General features: G+C 48.3%; 20 protein-coding genes and 1 riboswitch. Of the genes, 9 read left to right on the top strand and 11 right to left on the bottom strand.

The features are described from left to right. Positions 1–25: 25 nt before the first annotated feature. The gene (gene serS, locus CRO25_RS17440) at positions 26–1,324 is read right to left on the bottom strand and encodes a serine--tRNA ligase (RefSeq protein ID WP_063566238.1); all 1,299 of its coding nucleotides are present in this window, start codon (positions 1,322–1,324) and stop codon (positions 26–28) included. 379 nt (positions 1,325–1,703) lie between these two features. Between serS and CRO25_RS17445 the strand changes: the two genes are divergently transcribed. Continuing rightward, the gene (locus tag CRO25_RS17445) at positions 1,704–2,939 is read left to right on the top strand and encodes a sugar MFS transporter (protein ID WP_079695848.1); all 1,236 of its coding nucleotides are present in this window, start codon (positions 1,704–1,706) and stop codon (positions 2,937–2,939) included. A gap of 183 nt (positions 2,940–3,122) precedes the next feature. Here the strand turns inward: CRO25_RS17445 and CRO25_RS17450 are convergent, their stop codons facing one another. Further along, the gene (locus CRO25_RS17450; protein WP_063566240.1) at positions 3,123–3,611 is read right to left on the bottom strand and encodes a hypothetical protein; all 489 of its coding nucleotides are present in this window, start codon (positions 3,609–3,611) and stop codon (positions 3,123–3,125) included. Between the two features lie 187 nt (positions 3,612–3,798). On the opposite strand from CRO25_RS17450, the gene CRO25_RS17455 reads away from it, so the two are divergent. The 7 genes from CRO25_RS17455 (at position 3,799) to CRO25_RS17485 (ending at position 9,594) form a co-directional block, all read left to right on the top strand. Next, positions 3,799–4,185, top strand: a complete 387-nt coding sequence (locus CRO25_RS17455) for a VOC family protein (protein WP_064642680.1) — start codon at positions 3,799–3,801, stop codon at positions 4,183–4,185. A 16-nt stretch (positions 4,186–4,201) separates the two neighbouring features. Continuing rightward, a complete protein-coding gene (locus CRO25_RS17460; protein ID WP_072734946.1) occupies positions 4,202–4,957 on the top strand; it encodes an NAD(P)-dependent oxidoreductase in 756 nt (251 codons plus the stop codon). 145 nt (positions 4,958–5,102) lie between these two features. Continuing rightward, positions 5,103–5,215, top strand: a riboswitch (TPP riboswitch). Positions 5,216–5,436: 221 nt separating this feature from the next. Next, positions 5,437–6,477 (top strand): ABC transporter substrate-binding protein, encoded by a 1,041-nt coding sequence (locus tag CRO25_RS17465; RefSeq protein WP_079695849.1) that lies wholly within the window; start codon positions 5,437–5,439, stop codon positions 6,475–6,477. A gap of 223 nt (positions 6,478–6,700) precedes the next feature. Continuing rightward, positions 6,701–6,991, top strand: a complete 291-nt coding sequence (locus tag CRO25_RS17470; RefSeq protein ID WP_079695850.1) for an MTH1187 family thiamine-binding protein — start codon at positions 6,701–6,703, stop codon at positions 6,989–6,991. After that, positions 6,991–7,749 carry an ABC transporter permease gene (locus tag CRO25_RS17475; RefSeq protein WP_079695851.1) on the top strand — a complete coding sequence of 253 codons (759 nt, stop codon included), beginning with the start codon at positions 6,991–6,993 and terminating at the stop codon, positions 7,747–7,749. Before CRO25_RS17470 ends, CRO25_RS17475 begins: the two co-directional genes overlap by 1 nt. A 43-nt stretch (positions 7,750–7,792) precedes the next feature. After that, the gene (locus CRO25_RS17480; protein WP_079695852.1) at positions 7,793–8,692 is read left to right on the top strand and encodes an ABC transporter ATP-binding protein; all 900 of its coding nucleotides are present in this window, start codon (positions 7,793–7,795) and stop codon (positions 8,690–8,692) included. A gap of 95 nt (positions 8,693–8,787) precedes the next feature. Continuing rightward, entirely contained in the window at positions 8,788–9,594 is an 807-nt protein-coding gene (locus CRO25_RS17485; RefSeq protein WP_079695853.1) for a TatD family hydrolase, read from the top strand. A gap of 108 nt (positions 9,595–9,702) precedes the next feature. Here the strand turns inward: CRO25_RS17485 and nfsA are convergent, their stop codons facing one another. From nfsA to CRO25_RS17530, 9 genes are all read right to left on the bottom strand, one after another. Continuing rightward, positions 9,703–10,446 carry an oxygen-insensitive NADPH nitroreductase gene (nfsA, locus tag CRO25_RS17490; RefSeq protein ID WP_079695854.1) on the bottom strand — a complete coding sequence of 248 codons (744 nt, stop codon included), beginning with the start codon at positions 10,444–10,446 and terminating at the stop codon, positions 9,703–9,705. After that, positions 10,430–11,038 carry a TetR family transcriptional regulator gene (locus tag CRO25_RS17495; RefSeq protein WP_063566247.1) on the bottom strand — a complete coding sequence of 203 codons (609 nt, stop codon included), beginning with the start codon at positions 11,036–11,038 and terminating at the stop codon, positions 10,430–10,432. Before CRO25_RS17495 ends, nfsA begins: the two co-directional genes overlap by 17 nt. A 227-nt stretch (positions 11,039–11,265) precedes the next feature. After that, positions 11,266–12,426 (bottom strand): YhgE/Pip domain-containing protein, encoded by a 1,161-nt coding sequence (locus CRO25_RS17500; protein ID WP_072734951.1) that lies wholly within the window; start codon positions 12,424–12,426, stop codon positions 11,266–11,268. A gap of 334 nt (positions 12,427–12,760) precedes the next feature. Further along, positions 12,761–15,193 (bottom strand): heavy metal translocating P-type ATPase, encoded by a 2,433-nt coding sequence (locus tag CRO25_RS17505; protein ID WP_372828882.1) that lies wholly within the window; start codon positions 15,191–15,193, stop codon positions 12,761–12,763. A gap of 257 nt (positions 15,194–15,450) precedes the next feature. After that, positions 15,451–15,651 carry a copper ion binding protein gene (locus CRO25_RS17510; RefSeq protein WP_079348675.1) on the bottom strand — a complete coding sequence of 67 codons (201 nt, stop codon included), beginning with the start codon at positions 15,649–15,651 and terminating at the stop codon, positions 15,451–15,453. 48 nt (positions 15,652–15,699) lie between these two features. Further along, on the bottom strand, positions 15,700–16,101 hold the full coding sequence (locus tag CRO25_RS17515) for a metal-sensitive transcriptional regulator (RefSeq protein WP_079695856.1): 402 nt from the start codon (positions 16,099–16,101) through the stop codon (positions 15,700–15,702). Between the two features lie 162 nt (positions 16,102–16,263). Beyond that, positions 16,264–16,746, bottom strand: coding sequence for a GNAT family N-acetyltransferase (locus CRO25_RS17520; RefSeq protein ID WP_079695857.1), 483 nt, complete (start codon positions 16,744–16,746; stop codon positions 16,264–16,266). 149 nt (positions 16,747–16,895) lie between these two features. Beyond that, positions 16,896–17,078: a hypothetical protein gene (locus CRO25_RS17525; RefSeq protein WP_063566250.1), complete on the bottom strand. Its 183-nt coding sequence runs from the start codon at positions 17,076–17,078 to the stop codon at positions 16,896–16,898. A 124-nt stretch (positions 17,079–17,202) separates the two neighbouring features. Continuing rightward, positions 17,203–18,093 carry a DMT family transporter gene (locus tag CRO25_RS17530; RefSeq protein ID WP_063566251.1) on the bottom strand — a complete coding sequence of 297 codons (891 nt, stop codon included), beginning with the start codon at positions 18,091–18,093 and terminating at the stop codon, positions 17,203–17,205. 210 nt (positions 18,094–18,303) lie between these two features. Between CRO25_RS17530 and CRO25_RS17535 the strand changes: the two genes are divergently transcribed. Continuing rightward, a complete protein-coding gene (locus CRO25_RS17535; protein WP_076290666.1) occupies positions 18,304–19,191 on the top strand; it encodes a LysR family transcriptional regulator in 888 nt (295 codons plus the stop codon). Positions 19,192–19,278: the final 87 nt, after the last annotated feature.

Here is a 19,278-nt window from a genome sequence, read left to right on the forward strand (position 1 = left end):
TTTCTCAACACAGCTTGTAATCCTTTTAAACCTCTTCATCCTGGTGCGGCAAAATCAAATATTCGGCACCGCCCATATAAGGCTGAAGTGCGGCTGGAATACGAATGCTCCCATCCGCCTGCTGATGATTCTCCAGCAATGGAATCAGAATGCGTGGTGAAGCCACAGCCGTATTGTTCAACGTATGGCAGTAGGCAAGCTTACCTTGGGCATCGCGACAACGAATATTCGAACGCCGAGCCTGGAAATCATGCAGATTCGACGACGAATGTGTCTCCCCGTACGCATTGCGGCTTGGCATCCAGGTTTCAATATCGTACTGTTTGTACGTTTTCTGCGACATATCCCCTGTACACACAGCCACAACACGATAAGGCAGTTCCAGCAATTGCAGTAATTCCTCGGCGTGTCCCGTAATTTCCTGCAGCATTCGCTCCGATTCTTCCGCATCCGGTGCACAGATAATGACTTGCTCCACTTTGGCAAATTGATGCACCCGGTACAATCCGCGTACATCCCGCCCGCCTGAGCCAACCTCACTGCGGAAACATGTCGATGTGGCTGCCAGCTTGATTGGCTCCTGCACATCCACAATCTCATCCGCATAATACGAAACCAGCGGCACTTCCGATGTTCCCACCAGCCACTTGTTCTCGCCTACTAATTCATAGACCTGATCCCGTCCTGTGGGGAAGAACCCCGTGTTCAAGAGTGTATTCTCCCTCACCATCAGAGGAACTTCCATTGGCGTAAATCCATGCTTCAGCAGCAGATCAAGCGCAAGTTGCTGTACAGCCCGGTGCAGGAGAAGCCCTGCTCCTTTGAGCACATAGCTTCGTGTTCCGCCGATTTTCACCCCACGTGGGATGTCGATTAGATCATGCCGTTCACCGAGTTCCACGTGATCCTTGGCCTCATAATCGAATACCGGCAGCTCACCCACACGTCTCAGCTCCACATTATCCTCATCCGATGCACCCACTGGCGTGTCTGGCGATACAACATTGGGTACCAACCATTGCAGCCTTGTCACTTCCTCTTGCACAACGGCAAGCTTGGCTTCAACTTGCTCTAACTGACCATTCAGCTGTTTCACCTGTTCCCTTAAACCCTCGGCCTGTTCACGCTCACCAGCTTGCATCAGTCTGCCAATATCTGCAGATAACGAATTACGAACTCTACGCCCTTCTTCCGTTTCCAGTAAAAGTGCTCTGCGCTCCTCGTCCCGTTCCAACAATTCGCGAATATTGATATTCATTCTCTTGCCAACTGCCGCAGCTTGCACCTCTTCTGCATGCTCCCGAATCCACTTCATTTCCAACATGGTCACCGTCTCCTTTGGCTGTAAAAATACAAAGAGCGCCCTCATCCCTTGGGACGAGGAGCGCTCTGCTCGCGGTGCCACCCAACTTGCCAAACCAGAATATTCTGGTTCAGCCTCTTGGTCCGCGATAACGGGCGGTTCCGGTTAACTTGGGGAATAACGCTCCCCTGGCGAAAACGCCTCAGAGTTGGATGCTCTTCAACGGCATGGTCCGATCTGTAATTGTTGTTTTTCAGTATATACGAACTTTAGCCTCCATTGCAAGTTATCCGTGCACACCCTTACATGTCCTGTTATGATAGAGATTGTTTGTTTTTAGGAAATACTCCTGAATGGCAGACTTACTACATAACATAATATCAAGAAGGAGTTTTTCTTCATGAAAAAATTGCTTTGGATTGGATGCTTGTCCTATTTCCTCATCGGACTTGCCCACGTCGTTCTCGGCTCCATCCTGCCCGTTGCCCTTGAACATTATGGCAAGGATTATAGTCAGGGAGGCACACTGATATTTGCCCAATTTGCCGGGTTCCTGGGTGGTGTACTTTTATCTCCGTGGTTGAATAAACGCTTTGGTAAACGAGGTGGCATATTAATTGCTACAGCTCTGCTCTGCATTGCAGAGTTATCCTATATGCTGCTGCCTCCTTGGGGCTGGATGTTCGTCATTGCACCTGCAGCTGGATTCGGATTCGGCATGATCGAGGCTGTCATCGGTACAATCATCATTGCTGCAATTAAAGATAATACGGCGGTTGCCATGAGCCGACTCGAAGTGTTATTTGGTATCGGCGCCATGGTCATGCCGCTCATTGCCAGCGGTCTGATTTCTGCCGGGTACTGGCGCATGTCGTTCCTCGTGGTTGCCGTCTGTGCAGCGATGACTTTTATCTTCTGGGCCAAAAGTTCATTCGGTGAGCTGGACAACGAACTTAGTCGACGTAACTCAGACCAGACTCCTGGACACACTCACGCTGCTGAATTGCCAAATGGAATGAATCCTGCAGACATTAAACCAACTCGTTCAACCTATCGCGGCCGTAATTTGGCTCTTCTGTCTTTATTTGTTCTATTTTTCTTTCTCTATGTCGGCACCGAAATGAGCCTTGCCAACTTCATGCCAGCCATTCTGATTGAGAAAATGAACATGAAGGAAGCAGGTGCCGCACTTAGTGTTACCTGCTTCTGGATCGCCATGTCTGTTGGACGACTGTTTGCCGGATATATTGCGGAAAAATTCCAATATCGCGTCTACGTTCTGTACAGTTGTCTTGCAGCAGTTGTACTGCTGATGATCTTTCCTTTTACCAACCAGATCTGGTCGGCATTTCTGATCATCCTGTTGCTCGGGCTCGCACTATCGGGCGTGTTCTCCATTGCCCTCGTCTTCGCCAGCAAAATGCTGCCTGGAACAGAAGAATCAACGCCCAGCATCCTGATTGCATCAGGTGGTGTTGGTGGTGCCATTCTACCTTTGGTTACAGGCTGGAGTTTGGACCATCTGGAAGTTAACCAGTCGGCGTGGATGCTTGCCATTTTTGCAGTTGGTCTGCTCATTATCAGCGTGATCGCCTATCAATGGCAGCGCAGGCATACTGTGAGTTCGGCATCGTAATATCTACCGAACCGAAGATAAATTAAATTCCATTAATCATAACTGGTAAAAAGATAGGCTTCGTAGCGTGAATGCTACGAGGCCTTTTTTGATTTGAAAATGAACAATTACTTCTTTATCTTAGTGCAGTGGACGATTGCCCAGGAAATACTTTCAGGTGCTCTAAATCGGAACTAACGTTATTTAGGTTGTAGGGACTACACTCCCTTTATCCTTAATGAATTTACCGAATACATATCGAACGAGTGGTCCCAGAATAATAATTTGGTAAGGAAGCGCCAGGCTGAAATTACGAGCAATCGTATGAAGATACGTACTTAGTACGGATGCTCCATTTAACTGATTCGCAAGATAAGCGGAAATCATTCCGTACAAGGACATAATCAGAACCATTCCAATGACCATGAAAAATGACATAGCGAGCACGCCTAGGATTTTGTTGGACTTGTCAAAAGGTAAGGAAAATGCAATTTTTCTCGCTACAGGTCCGACAATAAAAGACTCCACCAGAAATGCAATGACAAAGCACAATATGAACTGAAGCAGTATTTCAAGCGCGGACATCTTGCTCAATAACCCATTGTGCCATAAATTGAAGGCCATCATGACGATGACCATTCCTGTGCACATCATCATTCCAAAAATAATCTGTTCTTTCTTCGTTGTTGGCAATTCTCTCATCCTCTCTGTTTACCTTCGTAATTATAGAGATGACGAACCCCTCCTCATAAGTGAACATTCTGTGAACAATTATAATTTTTCCAACTTAAAATCTTATTTGACAACCTCGTGGTACAGCCCTATGATATCCCTTAAAATGGTAGAAAAGATTCACTGCATATAAAGGAGGATTTGGATTATGAGTTTTCAAAAGCGCATTGACCACGTCGGCATTGCCGTTCGTGATCTAGAGACCACGCTGCGTTTCTATACGGAGATTGTTGGTCTTGAATTGAAAGATCGGGTAACCCACACCAACGGTGTCATTCAGCTCGCCTTTCTCGGCTTCAACGGAAGCGATGAGACCGAGATTGAGTTGATTCAGGGATACAGCGACAAGCTGCCTTCCGAAGGTACGGTGCATCATTTTGCTATCCATGTCGATGACCTTGAGTCTGAGTACAACCGCATTAAGGCAACTGAGGCCGAGTTTATTGATGGAGAGATGATTACACTGCCTAACGGTTACCGTTATTTCTTCATCTATGGACCCGAGAAGGAATGGATTGAGTTCTTCCAGCGCTAAGAATTGGAGCTGATTTATGAACATTTTAATTACCGGCGCAGCCGGAAAAATTGGACGTGACTTGTCCCAACACTTGTCAGAAGCATTTCACCTGCGACTAACGGATTTGAATATCGACAGACTGCATACGTATCAAGGGACAAGCCATGAGATCATGACACTTGATGTGACAGATCCCGAAGCCTGTCAGCACGCTTGCGAAGGCATGGATGTGGTTGTACATCTGGCGGGAGATCCTTCCCCGCATGCCGGATTCTATGAATCGTTGTTGGACATCAATATCAAGGGCACGTTTAATGTATTCCGTGCAGCTAAAGACCAGGGTGTACGAAGAGTCATTCTGGCAAGCAGTGCACAGACGATTGAGGGGTATCCCATTGATGCTCAAGTCTATCCGGATATGCCGACACGCCCACGGAATTTGTACGGGGTTAGCAAATGTTTTGGTGAATCGCTCGCTTCCTATTTTGCATATACCGAAGGTTTACAAAGTGTAGCAATACGTATAGGTGCATATGATGATTTCCAACCGGATGGACCCGCGCTGGAGGCAAGGGATATGAGCGCGTATATTAGTCCGGCTGACTTGTGTGATTTGATGTTCAAAGCAATTACAACTACAGATCTGGAGCCCTTCACCATACTGCATGGGATCTCGAATAATCGGTTTAAACGATTGAATCTGGAAACCACTCAGAAACAGGTAGGCTATGACCCGAAATCCGATGCTTTTGCACTCAGTCAGATTTCCTTATATGATTCGCCACGATAATTGTTGAAAATCACACATCTAGAGAGGTCGTTATACGCATGTATAATGGCCTCTTTGATTCATTCATACGTGCCCCTATCCAGTTCCTGACTGGACATGCGTGGGCCTCTGGCCTATAATTACACCTAGTAATGCCCGTAACTTCATAGTTTCCCAGGGGAGTCGGAATAGGCCGGCTGAGAGTGTATCCCACCAAGATACTGACCCTTAGACCTGATCTGGATCATGCCAGCGTAGGAATCGGAGTATATCGAATTGGCCCAGCCTCTTTGCTGAGTGCCACATCTCTAACGCCTGCACGCGTCCCGGATTAACGGGGCGCTTTTTTAATGTTCTTTTATATAGCCAGAGAGCTAAAAAAAGTGACGTCATCCGGATCATAGCTGGTATAAATCTGTCGATTTATGCAAGAAGCTTGGATATGAAGCCAAGGAGTACCCCGCGCCACTGGCCGGACAACATGAAGGAGAGAAATGAAGATGAGATGGCGTAAAATGATGGGCCTAATGCTCTCGTGCGTACTACTCGTGGCTGTGGCCGCATGTGGCGGCAAAGAAGCTGCACCTTCAGGAGAAAATGGCAGCAGCAACACCGAAAACAGCAATGAAGGTGCCAACGCAGCCCTCAAGGACATTAAAGTGGTGCTGGACTGGACACCAAATACGAATCATACCGGCCTGTATGCGGCCGTAGATCAAGGTTTTTACAAAGCCGAAGGCTTAAATGTCGAGATTGTACAGCCAGGTGCCGGAGGCGCGGATACGATGGTGGCTTCGAACGAAGTGCCTTTTGGCGTAAGTTATCAGGAGAGTGTAACCCAGGCCCGCACACAGGGCGTACCGCTCGTGTCCATCGCTGCAGTCATTCAGCATAACACGTCCGGATTTGCCGCTCCGGTGGATCGGAACATCAAATCTCCCAAAGATTTTGAAGGTAAAACCTATGGTGGCTGGGGCTCCCCGGTGGAAGAAGCTGTGATGCAATCCATTATGGAAGGCGAAGGCGCCGATGTATCCAAAGTAAAAAATATTAGCATGGGCGATGCAGACTTCTTTACCGCTGTGAAACGCGATATCGACTTTGCCTGGATTTTCTACGCATGGACGGGTATCGAAGCCGAACTGCGCGGCGAACCGATCGACATGTTATATGTGAAAGATTATTCCGAAGCACTGGACTACTACACACCTGTACTCGTTACCAATGAAAAGACGATCCAGAACGATCCCGAGCTGGTTAAAGCGTTCTTGAAAGCGACTTCCGAAGGATATCAATACGCGATTGAACATCCCGAAGACGCTGCTAACATTCTGATCAAGGCCGTACCGGATCTGGATAAGGATCTTGTACTCGCAAGCCAGAAGTGGCTGAGTCCAAAATATCAGGATGACGCACCGCGCTGGGGTGAGCAGAAGCAGGAAGTATGGCAGAACTACACGGATTGGATGTTTAGCAAAAAACTGCTCGATGATCAGGTAGATGTATCCAAAGCATATACAAACGAGTTCTTACCCCAATAAAATTATCCATATAAAACGAACTTAGTATTTACACGATGACGAAGAGGACAGAAATAACGTGAAAAAGCGAAGCGTTCGCCTTTATCACCGGATTTTCCCTTTGGAGAAGGGAATCAAAAAAATCTGGGGATAACAGCGATTGGAAGGTTATTCTGTCATCGAAGTGGCAAGTGTAACAGTCATTAGTTCATTTTATATATTTCGAAAGGAAAAGTGATCTCTCATGGCAAGCACACTACTTAGCATTCAAGTCATTCCCAAAACGCCAAATGGCGAAAATTCCCATCCTTATGTTGATCGTGCGATTGAAGTCATTCAGCAGTCTGGCTTGAAATATCAGGTTAATCCACTGGATACTACGATGGAGGGAGAACTGGAGGAACTGCTGGAGGTTGTCCGCAAAATGCACGAAGTTCTCGTGGAAGCTGGCAGCCCTAGCATCATCTCACAGATCAAAATCGCCCATAGCCCAAGTGGCTTCAGCATGGACACCCTGACGGAGAAATATCGCTAATGCATGCCTATTGGAAAAGCGTATGGCCGCCCTTTGTGGCGGTTATTCTCTTTATAGCGATATGGCAGGGAGCCGTCTCCCTGTTCCATATTGAGAAATGGATGCTGCCTGCGCCTTCGGACATCGCCCATGAAGCAGCCTCCCAGGCCGAGCGACTTGGCATGCATGCATGGGCAACAATCCAGCTGACATTAATAGGGTTTGCAGCAGGTACGCTCGTGGGATTACTGATTGCGATGGTGCTGCATTTGATTCCATTTTTGAAATCTGCACTCTATCCATTACTTATTCTTAGTCAAAATATACCGACCATTGCGCTTGCTCCGCTCTTGCTGATCTGGTTCGGATTTGGGCTGCTGCCCAAACTGATTACCATCATCCTGGTCTGCTTCTTCCCGGTGGCTGTAGCTGCCATGGACGGGTTGACCCGCACCGATGCGGCGATGATGAACTATATACGCATGGCTGGTGCAAAACGCGGCCAAATTTTCTGGAAGCTCGAACTTCCACATGCATTGCCCTCGGTGTTCTCGGGGATTAAAATTGCCGCTACGTACAGCGTCATGGGTGCGATTATCGCCGAATGGATCGGTGCAGATAAGGGCATCGGCTATTATATGATGCTGCAAAAATCAGCCTATCGGACGGATCGTCTTTTCGTGGCAATCATGATTATTGTGGCATTGAGTCTGCTGCTCTTCCTGCTCATTGCGCTACTGGAGAAGCTGCTCGTACGCTGGCGTCCACAAAAGCGATAACTTTGAAATATGCACCATATAAAGGTTAGGAAGTGATGACAAGATGACACCCGAACACAACGAGCGGGTAGCTACTGCGCCGGATGAAGGTGCAACCACTCCAACGAGTAATGGAGTTCCTGAGCATGGAGCCGTTGCCTTACCTGCACATCATTCATCACCCGCGTTGGAAGTTCTGAACGTGAATGCTTCGTTCCGAGAGCGACGCAGCACTTTGCCCGTTCTGGATGGCCTTTCTCTGACCGTGGAACAAGGAGAATTCGTAGCCATTGTTGGTCCTTCCGGCTGCGGTAAAAGCACCCTGTTTCACATCATCGGCGGTCTGCTGAAACCTCAGGCGGGCCAAATCCTGATGAATGGTCAGGATGTCACCGGACAACGCGGCAAGATTAGCTATATGCCGCAGCAGCCTGCCCTCTTCCCATGGCGTAGCATTGAGGACAATGTACTGCTTGCAGGTGAAGTGTCTGCGGATGCACCACCCCGATCAGAGGCGCTTGCAGATGCCCGGAAGTGGCTGAGCAGTGTCGGACTGGCTGGGTTCGAACAAGCCTATCCGCATATGTTATCGGGCGGCATGCAGCAGCGGGTTGCCTTTCTGCGCGCCCTGCTCAGTCCGCAGGAGCTGATGCTGCTAGACGAGCCTTTTAGTGCGCTGGATGCACTGACCCGTAGCGACATGCAGCGCTGGCTGCTCGATATCTGGGAACAGAACCGCCGCTCGGTGCTGTTCATTACGCATAATATCGAGGAAGCATTATTGCTTGCGGACCGTATCTATGTTTTATCGAATCGGCCTGCGGCTGTACTTCACGAGGTCGATGTTCCCTTTGACCGTCCACGTCGCGAAGCGATTACGGAGGAATCTGCTTTTCTTGAACGGAAACGGCAGATTTCCCAGTGGATGAGAGAAGAACAGCAGAAAACCCGCCTATCTAAATAGTGCGGGTTTTTGAGTTATTTTTTCCCTAAAATGGGTGATCCAAGACAAACTACCCTGCGTATCATTGGTAAAAGACAAAAAGGAGGGGTCCATCCATGCAATCAACAGCTTTTGCACCCTTGATCGATGCACATCTTCACCTGGACAAATATACACCTGAAGAACAACGTGAGATGCTGCATTCCTTCCCATCCCAGCAGGTTGAGTCTGTCATCGCCGTTTCCATGAATCTGGCTTCTGCCCAGAGTAACCTAGAACTAGCTTCCCAATACCCTCGTACCGTATATCCGGCCTTTGGGTTCCATCCCGAGCAGCCCCTGCCGTCCCTAGCAGAGCAGGATCTATTTATCAAATGGATCGAAAAGCATATGGGACAAGCCACAGCGATTGGGGAAGTTGGATTGCCTTATTACAACCGACAGGAAGCCGAACAGGCAGGACAGTACTTTGATCAGAGCGGCTATATCGATCTGTTGGAGCGATTTATCCAGCTAGCGAAACGGCACGGTAAACCGATCGTACTGCACGCTGTATATGAGGATGCCGATATCGCCTGTGACCTGCTGGAGCAATATCATCATCGCCGGGCACATTTTCACTGGTTCAAAGGCTCCAAGCGGACCGTCCAGCGAATGGCTGACAACGGATACTTCGTCTCATTTACACCTGATATCATATACGAAGAGGAAATTCGCGAATTAGCTCGCCAGTATCCTTCCGAGCAGGTTATGGCAGAGACTGATGGACCTTGGCCTTTCGAGGGACCTTTCCAGGGAAGAATGACACATCCAGCCATGACCAGACAGGTCATTCAAGCGTGGAGTGAAGTGACCGGTATGGGAACGGAGCGGGCTGCGCGTCTCTTTTATCAGAATACGAAACGCTTCTACGGTCTTCCTTAGTTCCGAATTGGCATCCATTCTTGTGCTGGTTCCTCAACTAAATAGATATAGTATGCAAAAAAAGAAGTCAGTCGGCATCTGCCGAACTGACTTCTTTTGAATTTACACTTAACGTTTCAAGAATCCTTTGCCTTCGAGGAATGGCTTCATCTGTAGACGTACCGGTTCTGTGAGGCGTTTCGCCATCATTTCGGACCACGGTGTAGAACGTTCCCCTTGAGTGCGCTCCTTCATGTATGCAGCAGTCGTTTCGTCATAGCTCTCGACGCCTTTGAGGGTCTGCTCGGCGTTATAGCGGCCATGGTGTAAGACCGTATCCAGCGGTAGACGCGGACGAATACCCGTATCCTGATCAGCAACACCAATGCACATTCCATATACTGGATATACGCCGTCAGGCAAGCCCAATACTTCGCTCACTTCCTCAATACGGTTGCGCAGCCCGCCAATATATACAATTCCGAAACCTAGTGACTCTGCTGCAAGCGCAGCATTTTGCGATGCGAGTGCAACATCAATTGTGGCTACCATAAAGTTTTCAGTGGAGTCCTCATAGGATTCCTTTTCAGGCAAATGACGCTTGGCAGCATCACTCAGGCGATAAAGGTCAGCACACCATACGAGAAACACAGGGCATTCATTGACGTAAGACTGATTGCCTGCCAATTCAGCCAATTTGGACTTCTGCTCCTGTTCGGTAACAGCAATTATAGTATAGGCCTGCACACTACTTGAAGAGGAAGCCATCTGCCCGGCCGCCACGATTGCTGCCAGCTGCTCCTCACTTACCGGGTCTGGCTTGAATTTCCGCACAGAGCGGTGCTTCATCATCAATTCAATGGTTTCGTTCATTGCTATTCACTCCCAATCCTCGTAGTACGAATTCAATGGTTTGCTCAGCCAGTTCATCTGTGTTCATATCCTGATAGTCAAAGCTAAACCGCGAATTCTTAGCCCGTTTGTGCGCCAAAGCCACACCCATGACCTGAAGCATCGCATAAGATACGGACTCGATCTGAAACACGCCCTGCTCCTTGCCTTCTTGCAGCAGTTCTCTCACTCTGGTCCAGACGGGGTCCAAAAAACGAAACACGGTAGCTGTGCGATGGGTACGCAGCGTAATTTCAAGCTGCACAATATCGCTCATCTCCCGGTCGGTCATCGTGAATTTTACGACTTCACCTATGATTCGTCGGATACCCTCCACGGGGGAGGACATGGACTCTTCAGCCAACTCGTTCATCATATGATCAGGAAAAAAGTGCTCAAATAATGCTTCGAACACCTTTTCTTTTCCACCAAAATGATACGAGACCAGCGATACATTCGCACCCGCCTCATCACAGATTTGACGAACACTTGTCCCGTCATACCCCTGCTGTGCAAAAAGCTTCTTGGCTGCAAGCAAAATCCTCGTTTTTATATCCAATTCCGGTTCCGTCATTCCGTCCGCTCCTCTTGTCCGTTCTATTCATTTGCTCCAGCTCACCGGGCTGCAGCGAGACTACTCTATCGTTTCATTATGAAAGTTTGTGCATCAAAGCGCAAGGTGTGCCGCCTGTGGTTCTGCAAAGCTAGCCACCTCAACCTACTATTAAACCAAGCACCCCGGTGAAAATCACCGGGGTGCTTGATCATATCCTATGAAGAACAACCATGATGACTGGAATATTAGCTGTTCATTTGAGCCGGGCTTGGTGCCCCAGCTGGCATAGGTTGTTTTTTCAACAACGTCACCACCAGGGAGAGGGCTACAGCAACCAGCAATACAATGGTAATTGAGCCAGCCGCGGATTGAACTCCAGGTCCACCCAGTTGAGCGCTCAGAACACCTTGAACGGCATATGTGGCAGGCAGATACTGACCAATACCACTGTAGAAGCTGTTCAGCAATTCACGTGGCACCATTGCACCGGAAGATACCAGTTGCAGCGACAGTGAAATGATGTTGAACAAACTTCCCGCTGGTCCAAAGCAGATCAGGAAGAACTGGGAGAAGAACATGAACGTGCAGAGGAACAACGCCTGGAACAACCAGAATGCGATAAATCCTTGCTCGATCTGTCCGCCCAGCGACACGATCAGTGATGATCCCAGCAGGGAAACCACAAGAGCAGACCCCAGATTAATGACTACTCTGGCGCCAAACAAAGTCCAGCGGGAGTGAGTAGCCGACAGCATACCCATCGCTGTCTGCAGGTTCATACCCATAATCATGGCTCCCACATAAGAAGCGAGTACCATCATCATCGGCACCATCTGGTTGTTCATGCCGTTAACCGGATTAATAGAAGTCGTTGTACCTTCCACGCGGGTAGTCAGGTTGGCAGCAGCTTCAGCTGCCTGATCTGCAGGCGCTCCAGAAGCCGTCAACACAGCTTGCACACCTTGAGCGGTTGCTTGCTTGTTAATCGTGTTCGTCACGCTCTGCGATACACCTTGCATCATGCTTTTGATCGTAACCGGGTTCGCCTCGTTAATGGTGTACTTGATTTCGGCAGTGGAACCGGCTGTCTGAATCAGCTCGTTAAACCCTGCAGGAATATTCAGCACCATATGAATCTTGCGATGATTTAACTGGTCAAGTGCTTCGGCAGCACTCAGATTCGTTACGGTATGAAAAGGAAGCGTCTCAGCCATACGATCTGCGATCCCCTTGGACTGCTCTCCATCCTCATTGACAACGGCAACCGTCAATTCATTCATCCGGTCATTCACTCCGGAATATGCTGTCATCCAGATCACGCTGAAGATCACTTGGAACATAAGTGCCGTCACGATCCCCACAATTACTGGCGGTTTTTTCAACAATATACGTAAAGCCTGCAACATAAATGATGTCCTCCATTACTCATTAGTTCGAATTTGATGTAAACGATTGTTTGAATCAAACGATCGTTTTAAATTTTAAGTCTATATGTCTATATTGTCAATCTATTTCTGAAAGGTTCAGAAAGATTAAGATGTGTTTCGCAAACAATGAATTCCATTTCATAAGAGGACATCACTTCACATACTCACCTTCTAATAACAAGGAAAGGACCATTCCCTTAGCATATTTCAAACACCTTTCCTCAACAAAAAAAGCACGGTCCGCCACAGCGGACCGCACCCTATGCTTACTTTTGAGCATAATAGAAAGTTGAATCACGTCCCTCAATGGACATCAGTCATTGCTTTTCAGTTTCATCCGTTGCAGACGCAGCGAATTCAATACAACCGACACAGAGCTGAACGCCATGGCCGCACCTGCCAACCAAGGGGCTAGGAAGCCTACTGCTGCAATTGGAATCCCAATCACGTTATAGCCAAGTGCCCAGAACAGGTTCTGCTTGATATTGCCCATCGTGCGCCGGCTCATCTCGATTGCATCTGCAATACTGTTCAGATCGCCGCGCATTAGCGTAATATCCGCTGCTTCCATCGCTACATCGGTTCCGGTTCCGATGGCCATACCAATATCTGCTGTAGCAAGGGCCGGAGCATCGTTGATACCATCTCCAACCATCGCTACCTTGAGGCCACTCTCCTGAAGTTTTTTCACTTCTGCCGCTTTACCCTCTGGCAGTACCTCAGCCAGAACTTTATTAATTCCGGCTTGCTCCGCTACAGCGCGTGCTGTCCGCTCATTGTCTCCCGTAATCATGATAACATCGATTCCCATAGTATGAAGCCGCTGAATGGCTTCCCTTGAAGTATCCTTGATGGTGTCAGCCACGGCAACAACCCCAGCCCATTGTCCGTCTACCGCGACCAGCATCGCTGTGCGCCCTTGTTCTTCAAGGTTGTTCATCTGTTGCATCGTTTCCTCGGAGACATTCACCTTCGCATCCGTAAGCAGTCGGCGTGTCCCGACCAGGACCTCTTGTCCCTGAACCCGAGCTCGCACACCATATCCCGGTATGTTCTCGAATTGCTCTGACTGGACCAGTTCCAGACCTTTACCTCGGATTCCTTCTACAATCGCCTCAGCCAATGGATGCTCCGAACTCTGCTCTGCTGCTCCCACCCGTTGCAGCAGGTCTGCTTCCGTCCATTCTGGAGCCGTCACCACATCCGTAAGCACGGGCTTGCCTTGGGTAACTGTACCTGTTTTGTCCAGTACAACGGTTTGGATCTGCTGTGCCGATTCCAGATGTTCGCCGCCTTTGAACAACACACCATATTCCGCCGCACGCCCTGATCCAGCCATAATGGACGTTGGAGTTGCGAGTCCAAGCGCACAAGGACAGGCTATGACAAGTACAGCAATCGCCTTCTCCAGCGAACCGGCAAAGTCACCGGGACTGGCGAAAAAATACCAGATCAGGAACGTGACTGCCGCGATGCCTACAACAATCGGAACAAAGATACCTGAGATCACATCGGCAATCCGCTGAATAGGGGCCTTGGAACCCTGCGCTTGTTCAACCACTTTAATAATTTGGGATAACGCCGTGTCCGAGCCCACGCGGGTCGCACGCAGTCTTAATACTCCATTTTTGTTCAGCGTAGCGCCTGTAACGGCGTCCCCTGGTTTTTTATCCACGGGCAGGCTCTCTCCGCTTAACATGGATTCGTCGACAGAAGACTGCCCCTCCTCCACGACGCCATCCACAGGAATGCTGTCTCCGGGTTTTACCAGAACGAGATCACCTACCGCGACATACGCAGACGGTACAATAACCTCCTGTCCATCACGAATCACTCTGGCTTCACGCGGAGCCAGTTCGATGAGGCTCTTGATTGCCTGAGAGGAACGTCCCTTGGCTACGGCCTCAAACCATTTTCCCAATAGGATCAACGTAATCAGAATGGCACTCGTCTCATAATAAAGCTCCACGGTTGGCATGGCTGCTGTAGCCATTCCCGTCCCACCATGATCCATCATGGTCAAAGCTGCATTGCCACTGGTCAGGGTCAGATACAGACTGTAGAAGAAAGCCGCACTTGTACCCAAAGCAACCAGTACATCCATATTGGCACTGCCATTACGGAGCGCTTTATAGGCTCCCACATAGAATTGCCATCCAATCACAAACTGTACTGGCGTTGCCAACACCAGTTGGAACCATGGGTTCATGAACAGATCCGGTACCCAGATCCACGAGGTAAATGAAAAGTGACCCACCATGGCCCAAAGCAGTGGCAAAGATAACAGGGCGGAGATCATCCATTTCCACTTTTTACGCTGTAATTCACGCTCACGCACTGATTGGGTATCTTCCTGTGTCTTCTGCAACTCTGCTCCATAACCGAGCTGTTTGATCTTCGCCGTAATATCGGTTGCCTTCAGTACTCCTGCTGCAAATTCCACATGTCCCGTTTCCAGCGCCAGGTTCACGTTTGCACGGGATACACCCGGCAACCGGGAAAGACCTTTTTCGATTCGAGTAGAACAAGCAGCACAGGTCATGCCTGTAATGTCCAGATCCACGGATTCCGTTACTGTACCATAGCCAAGCGCCTCCACCTTATCCCGCAAAGCATTGATGTTCGTTGTCTTCGGATCATAGGATACCGTTGCTTGTTCTATAGCGAGGTTAACATTCGCCTGATTGACCCCTTCCATTCGGGACAAACCCTTCTCAATCCGGGTAGAGCAGGCAGCACAGGTCATGCCTGTAATTTGCAGTGTTGTCTGCAATCCCGCTGCTTCCTGTGAAGGTACGGGTTCTGATGCTGTTGCGTTTTCCGTTGTTGATGACTTATCCATGTTGTTAGCTCCTTTCTCTATGAAATATCCCTACACATTAAATACCCCCAAGGGGTATATAAAAGACAGAAAATCAGGCTTAAACAATGAACTCATTTAATGGAAAAGACCTGTTGAATTCCTTTCCATGCAAAGGGAAGTTCAGTTTAAGCCTGCGATGATTAGACTACGTCATACCCTTGATCTTCGATGGCTGCTTTGATCTGATCCACATTGACTTTTTGCTCGTCATATTCAACTGCGACAGTTCCTGCTGCCAGATCAACCTTACCATTCGCTCCCGCATTCTTCACAGCTTCTTCAACCGATTTCACACAGTGATTGCAAGACATTCCTGTAACGTTCAACGTAATATTAGACATGGGTAGTTCCTCCTTAGATATATAAATGATGAGTTCATTCAAAAATAATTACTTCATTAACTTTCTTACCGTTACCAACAATTCATCCACAACCTCATGCTCTCCGGCCTGAATGCGCTCAACGATGCAGCTCTTCATGTGGCCTTCCAGCAATAGCTTGCCTACTGAATTAAGAGCGGACTGAGCAGCCGCGATCTGTGTCAGCACATCATCACAATAGGTATCCTTCTCGATCAATCCCTTGATCCCGCGAATCTGTCCTTCAACACGGTTCAAGCGGGAAATCAGGTTGCCCTTCATCTCTTGGGAGTGATGGCTCTTGCGCACATGCTTTCCATCACTGCCTGACGTATGACATGAATTGGCTTGCAGATCATCGGTCTGTGAGACTTCGTTCACCTCTGTTACGGATGACTCCAAAGGTTCCTTGGGATGGCTCTGATGTTCCATCGCGAACACCCCTTTTCTTTCGTTCTGTTATAAGAGTAACATACCCCATGGGGGTATGCAAGACTATTTCTTTTATTTTACTCCAAATGGATGTATTCCATGCTTCCTACGACTGCACTAACGCGCCAGACATCTCATTATTCTTCGTACAGCACATTATAGTTATAGTATGTATTCCATTCTGCTGCTGCGTACAGCCAGACCCATCTGCTCATAGAAAGCTTGAGCACCAGTATTAAATGTAGACACGGTCAGTTCAACACTGTCGACCTGCATTTTTTTGCCAAGTTCGATTAACTCCTGCATCAACAGTTTGCCTGTCCCATGTCCACGATGTTTGCTACCAACGATGATCTCATGGATATATAACATCTTTCGATCCTTTAACAAATCCACATTCTGAATAACATTCAACTGTGCGCTCGCAAATCCAACAATCTCACCCTGTTCCAGCAATTCCGCAACATAGAGATAACGATGATCCGTTTCCAGTAGTTCTTCATATTCCTTGTGACTCATTCTCGTCTGCAGCTCTCTGTATACGTCTGGCCTGGCCTCCACATGCAAGTGATGAAGTTCATCCATTAAGGCAGATACTCCCGTGTAATCTCCGATGACAGCCCTTCTAATGTTAATCTCACTCATCTTCACATTCTCCTCTCACAAACGTTTCCCATGATTATACAATAAGACATCAGGAAGATGATGCTCCGAAACGTGCTTAACCATTCTGATATAAAAAAGCAGATACCTTCTACGGTACCCGCTTCTTTTTAAGCTATATTTGGTTCCTCTTATTCTTTGGATGATTTACCTTCATCAAATGCTACAGGTGACGGTTTGGCAGACCATTCGTCCGCTTGCGGCTCAATATCCACACCGCTCAAAATTTTCTTTTTCTCCATCAAGGAATCCCCGTCTTCATCCAGTTTGTTGCGAATTGCCGCCTCATCCTGAGGTTGATTGTTCTGTGTCATGCTGGAGTCCTCCTCTTCGTAATCATGGTGATGTTCCTATATATAACTTACCCATTTTTTGCATTGTCATTCGGAATGTATACAAGGTTCAACAACCACTTGAAGAAAGTTCACCATAATAACTTTATATTTTCGCCACTTTACTGCCTTTCACTTTAACATTCACAAGCAGGATGCTGGCAATAATCATAACCAGACCTGCGATCAGATTGACCGTAACCGACTCTCCGAGGAACAGCACACTGCATAACAGGGCGATCAGCGGAATCAGGAACGTAAACGATCCTACTTTGCTGGCTTCGCCGGAGCTAACCAGTTTGAAGAACGCGAGCCAGCCCATTGCAATGACAAACACCGAAATAAATAGCGTATCCAGTATAAAAGGAAGCACCCACTGCACATCAGCCCAGCTCTCTGTGACCGTACCTGTCAACGTCAGAACAACTCCGCCGATCAAAATCGGAATGGCTGTCATCCAGATTCCATCGACCTTCATTGAATTTCGCTTCATATATACGGTCCCGATCGCCCAGCTAATTGCACTGAACAGCCCAAGCATAACCCCTTCAGGGGATACTTTGCCTGTCATGCCGCCAATACTGATCGTAGCCACCCCTGCAAAACCGATCACCAATCCGGCAATCTTCAGTCCATACATGGACTCACCCAGCCACAACCATGCCCCGATTCCGAGCAGCACAGGCTGTAGGAACACGATGGATGAAAATAATCCTGCTGGCACTTCCGTCAGCCCCACGGTCTGAAAACCGTAGAAGAAGATGATGTTAAGCACCGCAGATATGGCATAAATATGCCAGGTTTGCTTCAACCGCAGCGTTTTGTAGCGGGGAAAAGCATACAGCCCCAGCACCAGACCCCCAATTAACAGGCGCATGCCTGCGAATATGAGCGGCGGTGTGAAATTTAATGCGTATTTGGTCAGGGGCCAGTTTACTCCCCACATGAGTACCAGAAAAGCCAGGACCCAGCCTGCTTTTGCACGTGATAAAGCCATATGTTTATTCTCCTATCCGGCACACATCTACAGGCGCAGTTTAATCAATCGTACACATTATCCTGCGCTCTTTCTGTGCCTGCAAACCATTTGGAATCCGATCCAGATCCGTTTTACATTCGTTCTTTGATCGTTCCGTGTCTTCATGATACAATAATGATCGAAATAATTGAAATGCATGTTAATCATAAGGAGCATACCATATTTGTTATGAACAACTCACAGTTGCAGTTATTTGTGAAAATTGCGGAGACGGGAAGTTTCACCCGTGCAGGCCAGGAACTGAATATGACACAGCCCGCAGTCAGTCGGGCCATCTCTTCGCTAGAGAATGAACTGGATGTCACTCTAATCATACGGGATCGCAGGAACGGCATCGTGCTTACGGATGTGGGACAGCGAATTCTGGTTATTTTCCGCCGCATTTTACAGCAATTTGATAAGGTACAGCAGGTCGTTGCGGCCGAAAAAGGGTTGGAGATTGGTACGATTCGTATTGGCTCTTTCCCTATGTCATCCGCCCATCTGCTGCCAAAAATCATCCGCTCGATTCGGGACCGCTATCCTCAGATTCAGTTTGAGCTGCACGAGGGGAACATCCTTGAAATTCAGGAGTGGCTAAGCTCACGCGCCATTGATGTAGCTCTCATTATTGCCACAGATAAAGAACCAGTAGATGTGGCTTATGAGACGCTTCCACTCTATAGCGAGGAGATGCTCGCGGTGTTTCGGGACGATGAACCTTTTGCGAATCAGGAAATTCTGCCGGTACAAATGCTGGACAAACACCCCATGATTATTTGCAAAGGCGGCTATGAGGTACCGATTGTTGATCTGTTCAATCGAGCAGATGCAGAATTACATTTCGGATTTGTCGTGTATAACGTAAACACTTGCCTTAGCATGATCGAGCAGGGACTCGGGACCGCCATGCTGCCTGCGATCTCACTATCCTGGCTGCCTCCGGGTGTCAAAGCACTCCCCACAGAGCCGAAAGCCTACCGCAATATTGAGATTGCCGTTCCTTCACTTGTTGATGCTTCTCCCGCATCCCGGTTATTTATTGAGACGGCACAGCAATTGTTCGGACAACGCTAACGAATCGATTGCACCTTCCAATCTAGCAACAGTCGCTTCTATCTCAAACTCAAAAGGGCATCCCAAAGTCATGAATATGACCTTATG

Origin of the sequence: Paenibacillus sp. RU5M (assembly GCF_900221055.1) — a bacterium.
Lineage (GTDB): Bacteria > Bacillota > Bacilli > Paenibacillales > Paenibacillaceae > Paenibacillus > Paenibacillus marchantiae.